Genomic DNA, 7,887 nt, shown 5'->3' on the forward strand with positions numbered 1-7,887 from the left:
CGTCCACCTCAGCGCAACCCGCCAACGACAACGGCCGCAACGTCTTCACGTTGCGGCCGTTTCGTTTCATCACTTCAATTCAGATCAGATCAAACTGACCGCGCTTCAGCACTCGCCTTTGCGCGCAGGGCCCGGCGGGCAGTCGCGGTCGCGCCCGCGTCCCGGCCCCCGATGGTCGTCATCGAAATCATCATGACGCGGCCCCCGTCCCGGTGGCGGACCACCGCGCCAGCCACCGCGATCCAGTTCCCAGCCGCGCGGTCCCTGGCGCCAGACCGGCTGCGCATAGACATAGCCGGGACGCTCGCGCACCCAGTGGCCTTCGCGCCAGATGTGGCGGTAGCCATCCCAATCCCAGAAGCCGGGCGCCCAGACATAGCCATGGCGCGGGGGTGGCAGCGGTTCGGCGCGCGGCGGCGGCGGCGCGCCGATGTTGATGTTCACGGACACTTGTGCCTGGGCAACCGGCAGCACGGCGGCCGACGCTCCCAGCGCGATGAGGCTGGCGAATATTATTTTTTTCATCATACAGAACAGTCAGGGGGTGAAGAGTGTTGTATGACACGCGCCCGGCCGATGCAGTTCCGGCCTTTACACCGGCCCGGCGTGTGCCCGTCAACCGCCCTTGGCGTTCTTGAACATGGTCTTGATGCCACGGATGGCCTGGCGGATGCGCGATTCATTCTCGATCAGGGCAAAGCGCACGTACTCGTCGCCATATTCACCAAAACCGATGCCGGGCGAGACGCAGACCTTGGCCTGTTCCAGCAGGATGCGCGAAAATTCGAGCGAGCCGAACTGCCGATACGGCTCCGGGATGCGCGCCCAGATATACATCGAGGCCTTGGGCACATCGACCATCCAGCCCGCCTCATGCAGGCCCTTCACCAGCACGTTGCGGCGTTTTTCGTAATTGGCGCGGATCTCCTCCACGCAGGACTGGTCGCCTTCCAGCGCCGCAATGGCCGCCACCTGCACCGGGGTGAAGCTGCCATAGTCGTGATAGCTCTTGATGCGCGCCAGCGCCGCCACCAGGCGCGCATTGCCGACCATGAAGCCGATGCGCCAGCCGGCCATGTTGTAGCTCTTGGAAAGCGTGAAGAATTCCACCGCGACCTCCCGCGCACCCGGCACCTGCATGATGGACGGCGCTTTCCAGCCATCGAAGGTGATGTCGGCATAGGCCAGGTCATGCACCACCAGGATCTGGTGCTCGCGCGCCAGCTTGACCACCCGCTCGAAGAATTCCAGTTCCACGCATTGCGCGGTCGGATTGGAGGGGAAGCCCAGGATCATCATCTTGGGCTTGGGATAGCTCTCCCGCACGGCGCGTTCGAGTTCATCGAAGAAGTCCACGCCCGGGCTCATGCGCACCGAGCGGATGTTGGCACCGGCGATCACGGCACCATAGATGTGGATGGGGTAGCTGGGATTGGGCACCAGCACGGTATCGCCCTTGTCGAGGGTGGCCAGCATCAGGTGCGCCAGGCCTTCCTTGGAACCGATGGTGACGATGGCTTCGCTGTCGGGATCGAAGTCGACTTCGTAGCGGCTGCGATACCAGTGCGCAATCGCCCGGCGCAGGCGCGGGATGCCCTTGGAGGAGGAATAACCGTGGGTATCGGGCCGCTGCGCCACTTCCACCAGCTTCTCGACGATGTGCGGCGGCGTGGGACCATCCGGGTTGCCCATGGACATGTCGATGATGTCCTCGCCCCGGCGGCGGGCGGCCATCTTGAGTTCGGCAGTGATGTTGAAGACGTAGGGCGGCAGCCGTTCGATGCGCGGGAAGCTGACCGGGAAGGCGTCCGGGGAAGTTGCAGGGGAAGAGGATACGGCAGGCGTGCGCGAGGGATCGCGCGAATCGGCGGATTGCGTCATGGGTGTCTTTCACGTAAGCGCCCGGAACCGTCCGAGCGACGTTGGAACTGATGTTCCGCCGATGATTTTATGCGCGAAGCTTCACCTGCACAAGCGCAAATCGCCCGGCATGTTCGATCCCCTGCAAGCTCCTTCACCTATTCGTATTTGCGGGCGTCCTCAATGACCTTGCCATCGTTGGGCAAACTCCCCGGCGCCACCAGCAACACTTCCCCTCGCAGCTTGGTCACCTCGCGCAGGCTGCCGGCCAGTGCATTGACATCGATGGCCGGATCTTCCGGGTCACCCACTTCGCAATGCAGGGTCATGATGTCATTGGCCATCTCGCCCGACACCACCAGCCGCGCCCGCAAGACATCGCCATGGCGGCGCAGTACGTCCGCCACCTGCGAGGGATGGACGAACATGCCGCGCACCTTGGTGGTCTGGTCGGCGCGCCCCATCCAGCCCTTGATACGGGTATTGGTGCGCCCGCAGGGAGAAATGCCCTGCACCACCGCCGACAGATCCCCGGTTCCGAAGCGGATGAGCGGATAGTCGGGATTGAAGGAAGTCACCACCACCTCGCCGACCTCGCCTTCGGCCACCGGATCGCCGGTGCCGGGCCGCACGATTTCCAGGATCAGGGATTCATCCAGCACCATGCCGGGATGCACCGCGCCCTCGCTCATGGTCTCGTAGGCGATGTTGCCGATGTCGGCCGAGGCATACAGCTGCAGCACCTGCGGCACGCCGTGTTCATGGAACCAGCTGCGCAGCGAAGGCGGCAGTGCTTCGGCGCTGACCAGCGCCCGCTGCACGCTGGAGATATCCGCGCCCATCTCGCGCGCCTTCTCGATGATGATCTTCAGGAACGAGGGCGTGCCGACATAGGCATCGGGCTTCAGCGCCGCCATCGCATTGACCTGCAATTCGGTCTGGCCGATGCCGGCCGGGATCACCGCACAGCCCAGCCGTGCCGCCGCGCCCTCGACCATGAAGGCCGCCGGCGTGAAGTGATAGGCGAAGCAGTTCTGCAGGATGTGCCCGCCCTGCAATCCCAGCGCCTTCATGGGACTGGCAAAACGCCACCAGTCCGCCCCCTGCCCCTCGGGATCGAAGATCGGGCCGGGCGACACGAAGAGCCGCCGCAACTGCCGCGCCGGGGTCGTGTTCAGGCCGCCGAAGGGGCTCTCGCGGGTCTGCAGTTCCTTCAGGTCGGACTTGCGCGTGACCGGCAATTGCGCCAGCGCCGCGCGCGAGGTGATCGCCGCCGCGTCCACGCCAGCGAGGATGCGCGCCCAGCCCGGCGCACTTTGCGCGCGCGCCACCAGTTGCGGCAAGGCACACATCAGTGCTTGCTCGCGCTGTTGCGGATCGCGCCGCTCCAGCGCATCCAGTTCGGCCAGTACCTGTGTAGGATCGGACATGATGCCCTCCACTTACGCCAGCCAGCGCTTGCGGCGGCGATAGAACTTCATGTCGCGGAAATTCTTGCGGCCGCCACCGGAGACGCCCAGATAGAACTCCTTCACATCTTCGTTATCAGCCAGTTCGCTGGCCGCACCTTCCATCACCACGCGGCCGTTTTCGAGGATGTAGCCGAAGTCGGCATAGCGCAGCGCCACCATGGTGTTCTGCTCGGCCAGCAGGAAGGAGACTTTCTCCTTGCTGTTCAAATCCTTGACGATCTCGAAGATCTCTTCGACGATCTGCGGCGCCAGCCCCATCGAGGGTTCATCCAGCAGGATCATGGAAGGCTTGGCCATCATGGCGCGGCCAATGGCCGTCATCTGCTGCTCACCGCCCGAGGTATAGCCGGACTGCGATTTGCGCCGCACCTTCAGGCGCGGGAAATAATCGTAAATCTTTTCCAGTTCGTGCTTCACTTCGGCGTTGCTGATGCCGCGCGTGTAGGCACCGGTCAGCAGGTTTTCTTCCACCGTCAGGTGACCGAAGCAATGCCGTCCTTCCATCACCTGGATCACCCCGCGCTTGACCAGGTCATTGGGCGTCATGCGGTCCACGCGCTCGCCACGGAATTCGATGCTGCCCTTGGTCACGTCGCCACGTTCGGCGTGCAGCAGGTTGGAGATGGCCTTCAGGGTGGTGCTCTTGCCGGCGCCATTGGCCCCGAGCAGCGCCACGATCTTGCCTTCGGGCACGTCCAGCGAGACGCCCTTCAGGACCAGGATCACGTGGTCATAGATCACTTCGATGTTGTTGATGGCCAGCGCCTTGGCCACCGCTGCCGTAGCGGCGGAAGGCGCGGCACTGGTCTGAATCGGTGTGGCATTCATGGTCGTTCGCATTCCCAAAAAAGCACCGGCGGCCGTGGGAGACGTGCAGAGCCGCCGGCGCAAGCGCCTACTTCATGCAGGCAGGAGTGATGCCTTTTTCTTTTGCGTATTTCGCGGCCGAGGCCTTGAAGAGCGGGTGGATCAGGTTCTTGTTGCCCTCGATCCAGTCCGACACCAGCACCCACTTCGTGCCATCCCATTGCTGGATCTTGACCTTGCCCGAACCTTAATGGTTGTCGCACGAGGTCTTGATTTCAGGCAGCAGGCCGGTCGCCCCCAGGGCCTTCAGACGGGCATCGGTGATGTTGAGGTTTTCGAAGCCCCAGCGCACCTGCTCGCCGCTCATGACCTTGCCCTTGCCGTATTTGTCCTGCGCCGTGCGCACCGCTTCCACGGTGGCAATGGCCGCCGAGACGCCACGGTTGTAGAGGATGGAGCCGAGCTTGTTCTTGTCCTGCATGTTGCCCTTGCCCGCGCCATAGACCACCTTGTCGATGTCGGCGATCACGGGCACATCCTTGCCGGCCACGTTCCAGGTGGCCGACAGGTAGCCCTTGGCAGCGTCACCGGCGGGGATGGTGTCTTCTTCCGAACCGGCCCACCAGGAACCGACGATCTTGTCACGCGGATAGCCGACCTTCTGCGCGGCCTTCAATGCGGTCTGGTTCATCACGCCCCAGCCCCAGAAGATCACGTAGTCCGGGTTCTCCTGGCGGATGCGCAGCCACTGTGCGCCCTGCTCGTTGCCGGGGTGCGCCACCGGGATTTCCACCAGCTTGAACTTGCCGATGGAGGACTCCGCCTGCAGCGCCACGATGGGTTCCTTGCCATAGGCCGAATCGTGATACAGGAACACGATCTTCTTGCCCGCCAGCGAGCCATTGTTCTTGCCGGCCAGGTATTTCACGATGGCCGAGACCTGCATCTGGTAGGTGGTCACCAGCGGGAAGGCATACGGGAACACCGAGCCATCCACCGCATCGGTACGGCCGTAGCCGATCATCACCAGGGGCACCTTGTCCTCGGCGGTCTTGTCGATGAGCGCATAGGAGATGCCGGTGGCCATGGGGTTGATGGCGGTGCCGCGCGTGACCTGGTTCTTGTTCTTCATGCGCTCGTAGCACTCCACGCCCTTGGCGTTGTTGTACTCGGTCTCGCACTCTTCCCAGGACAGCTTGACGCCGTTGACGCCGCCTTCCTTGAGGTTGATGTAGTTGAGGTAATCGACATAGCCGCCGTAATACGACTGGCCATTGGTGCCATACGGCCCGACCCGGTAGCTGGGGATGGCGATGAACTGGTCGCTGGCCTGCGCCAGGACCGGCGCCGCCGGTGCCAGCAGGCTGGCGGCGCAGGCGGTGGCCAGCAGCCACTGCCGCAGATGCTTCATGGTTTTCATGGTCTCGTCTCCTTGTTGTTGTCGTTGCCGACTTTGATCGGAGGCCGGTGTTCCGGCCTCCGCCTACCTCAATACGGTATTGCGGCGCTCAGTGCGGGAACGGCCACAAGCGCAGTTTTTCCTTGGCGATCTGCCACAGCCGCGCCAGCCCGTGCGGCTCGGCGATCAGGAAGAAGATGATCAGGGCACCGAACACCATCATCTGGATATGCGAGACCGTCGCATTGGTGAACGGCAGGTGCAGCAGCGATGCCAGCGGCGGCAATGCGTTGTCCAGGAAGATCGGCAGCAGCAGGATGAAGGCCGACCCCAGGAAGGAACCGAGGATGCTGCCCACGCCGCCGATGATGATCATGAAGAGGATGCGGAAGGACAGGTCCAGCGAGAAACCGTCCGGTTCCACCGAGCCCAGGTAGCAGAAGGCATACAGGGCACCGGCCACGCCGCAGTAGAAGGAGCTCACGGCAAAGGCGGTCAGCTTGGTGCGCATGAGCGGGATGCCGATCACTTCGGCCGCCACGTCCATGTCGCGCACGGCCATCCAGGCGCGGCCGGTGGAGGAGCGCACCAGGTTCTTGGCCACCAGCGCCAGCACGCTCACCACGGCCAGCACGAAGAGGTATTTGCGCACCGGGGTGTCGATGGCGATGCCGAAGAAGTCGATCTTGGGTGTGCTGATCACGCCCGACGAAGAATTGTTGGAGAACCAGGGAAACTTGGTCAGCGCCCACACCACGAAGAACTGCGCCGCCAGCGTCGCCACGGCCAGGTAGAAGCCCTTGATGCGCAGCGAGGGCAGCCCGAAGAGCACGCCCACCATGGCCGCACAGGCACCCGAGAGCAGCAGCGTGGCAACGATGGGAATGCCCTCCACGCGCAACTGGAAGTTGTAGGCCGCATAGGCGCCCACGGCCATGAAGGCAGCCGACCCCAGTGAAAGCTGGCCGGCGTAACCGGTCAGCACGTTCAGGCCCAGTGCGGCCAGCGCAAACACCAGGAACGGCACCAGGATGGCCGAGAACCAGTATTCACTGCCCAACAGCGGCACGCCCACGAAGGCGAACACCATGAAGAGCGTGAAGATGATGCGATCCTGGCGGATCGGGAAGATCTGGCTGTCTGCGATGTAGCTTGTCTTGAATTGTCCTGCTTCACGGTACAGCATTGCGTTCTCCTTGTTCCTGCATGGCACCTGTGGCGACATATCGCCAACATTGGAATCAGCAGATTGTCATACGCGGTCGATATGGCGCTCGCCAAACAGTCCCTCCGGCCGCACCAGCAGGAACAGCAGCGCGAACACGTAAGGGAACCAGCCTTCGATGCCACCGAAGTTGCCGCCGAAGGCATCCTGCATGACCGGCGGGATGTAGATCTCGGCCAGTTTCTCGGAAGCGCCGATGATGAGCCCGCCGACGATCGCCCCGGGAATCGAGGTGAAGCCCCCGAGGATCAGCACCGGCAGTGCCTTCAGGGCCGTCATGGTCAGTGCGAACTGCACCCCATTGCGCGAGCCCCACAGCAGGCCCGCAATCAGCGCCACGAAACCGGCCACGCCCCACACCACGGCCCAGATGTGCTGCAGCGGGATGCCCAGCGACAGCGCCGCCTGGTGATCGTCGGCCACCGCGCGCAGGGCGCGGCCGACCTTGGTCTTCTGGAAGAACAGCGCCAGTGCCGCCACCAGCGCCACCACCATGCCGGAGGCGAACAGGTCGAACTTGGAAATGCCGATGCCAATGCTGTCCATCACCGACTGGATCGGCTCATCGACGATGCCCAGGTCGATGGGCCGCACTTCGCTGCCGAACAGCAAGGGGCCCAGCCCTTCGAGGAAGAAGGTCAGGCCGATCGTGGCCATGAAGAGCGTGATGGGCGGCTGGTTGACCAGCTTGCGCAAGACGAAGCGCTCGGTGGCCAGCCCCACCAGGATCATCACCACGAAGGCGCCGATGATGGCCGCCCACATCGGCATGCCCTTCTCCATCAGGCCCACCACCGCCAGCGCGGCGAAATACACCATCGCGCCCTGGGCGAAATTGAAGACGCCGGAAGCCTTGTAGATCAGTACGAAACCCAGCGCCACCAGGGAATACATCAGCCCCGAGAGCAAACCGCTCAGGGTGACTTCGAGGAAGAATTGCATGTCGTCTCCTTGCCTGCCATGTCCATATTGTTTTTATTATTTATATTGTTTTCACATTCAGTGGGAAGTCCCGAGATAAGCCTTGATGACTTCCGGATTGCTCATCACCTCATCGGGCGTGCCATCACCGATCTTCTTGCCGTAGTCCAGCACCACGACGCGGTCGGAGATATCCATGACCA

Annotated in this window: 6 protein-coding genes and 2 pseudogenes; all 8 read right to left on the bottom strand. The window is 63.1% G+C overall.

What is annotated here, in order from left to right:
- Positions 1-105: 105 nt before the first annotated feature.
- Positions 106-525: a YXWGXW repeat-containing protein gene (locus tag B3873_RS23690; RefSeq protein ID WP_199725154.1), complete on the bottom strand. Its 420-nt coding sequence runs from the start codon at positions 523-525 to the stop codon at positions 106-108.
- A 90-nt stretch (positions 526-615) separates the two neighbouring features.
- Positions 616-1,881, bottom strand: a complete 1,266-nt coding sequence (gene alaC / locus B3873_RS23695; RefSeq protein ID WP_034331604.1) for an alanine transaminase — start codon at positions 1,879-1,881, stop codon at positions 616-618.
- A 137-nt stretch (positions 1,882-2,018) separates the two neighbouring features.
- Positions 2,019-3,290 carry a phenylacetate--CoA ligase family protein gene (locus B3873_RS23700; protein WP_286869386.1) on the bottom strand — a complete coding sequence of 424 codons (1,272 nt, stop codon included), beginning with the start codon at positions 3,288-3,290 and terminating at the stop codon, positions 2,019-2,021.
- A 12-nt stretch (positions 3,291-3,302) separates the two neighbouring features.
- Complete coding sequence (locus tag B3873_RS23705; RefSeq protein ID WP_187697641.1) at positions 3,303-4,160, bottom strand: ABC transporter ATP-binding protein; 858 nt, start codon at positions 4,158-4,160, stop codon at positions 3,303-3,305.
- A gap of 67 nt (positions 4,161-4,227) precedes the next feature.
- Positions 4,228-5,559, bottom strand: a pseudogene (locus B3873_RS23710) (ABC transporter substrate-binding protein).
- Between the two features lie 88 nt (positions 5,560-5,647).
- Positions 5,648-6,724: a branched-chain amino acid ABC transporter permease gene (locus B3873_RS23715; RefSeq protein ID WP_039787190.1), complete on the bottom strand. Its 1,077-nt coding sequence runs from the start codon at positions 6,722-6,724 to the stop codon at positions 5,648-5,650.
- A gap of 66 nt (positions 6,725-6,790) precedes the next feature.
- Positions 6,791-7,705: a branched-chain amino acid ABC transporter permease gene (locus tag B3873_RS23720; RefSeq protein WP_013234543.1), complete on the bottom strand. Its 915-nt coding sequence runs from the start codon at positions 7,703-7,705 to the stop codon at positions 6,791-6,793.
- Positions 7,706-7,762: 57 nt separating this feature from the next.
- Positions 7,763-7,887: pseudogene (locus B3873_RS23725) on the bottom strand (ABC transporter ATP-binding protein); the annotation flags it as partial.

Origin of the sequence: Herbaspirillum sp. UBA812, assembly GCF_002296545.1 — a bacterium.
GTDB classification, from domain to species: Bacteria; Pseudomonadota; Gammaproteobacteria; order Burkholderiales; family Burkholderiaceae_D; genus Herbaspirillum; species Herbaspirillum huttiense.

Coding starts and splice junctions, on each gene's coding strand:
- B3873_RS23720 (WP_013234543.1), bottom strand. CDS start 7,705: ATGCAATTCTTCCTCGAAGTCACCCTGAGCGGTTTGCTCTCGGGGCTG.
- B3873_RS23715 (WP_039787190.1), bottom strand. CDS start 6,724: ATGCTGTACCGTGAAGCAGGACAATTCAAGACAAGCTACATCGCAGAC.
- B3873_RS23700 (WP_286869386.1), bottom strand. CDS start 3,290: ATGTCCGATCCTACACAGGTACTGGCCGAACTGGATGCGCTGGAGCGG.
- alaC (WP_034331604.1), bottom strand. CDS start 1,881: ATGACGCAATCCGCCGATTCGCGCGATCCCTCGCGCACGCCTGCCGTA.
- B3873_RS23690 (WP_199725154.1), bottom strand. CDS start 525: ATGAAAAAAATAATATTCGCCAGCCTCATCGCGCTGGGAGCGTCGGCC.
- B3873_RS23705 (WP_187697641.1), bottom strand. CDS start 4,160: ATGAATGCCACACCGATTCAGACCAGTGCCGCGCCTTCCGCCGCTACG.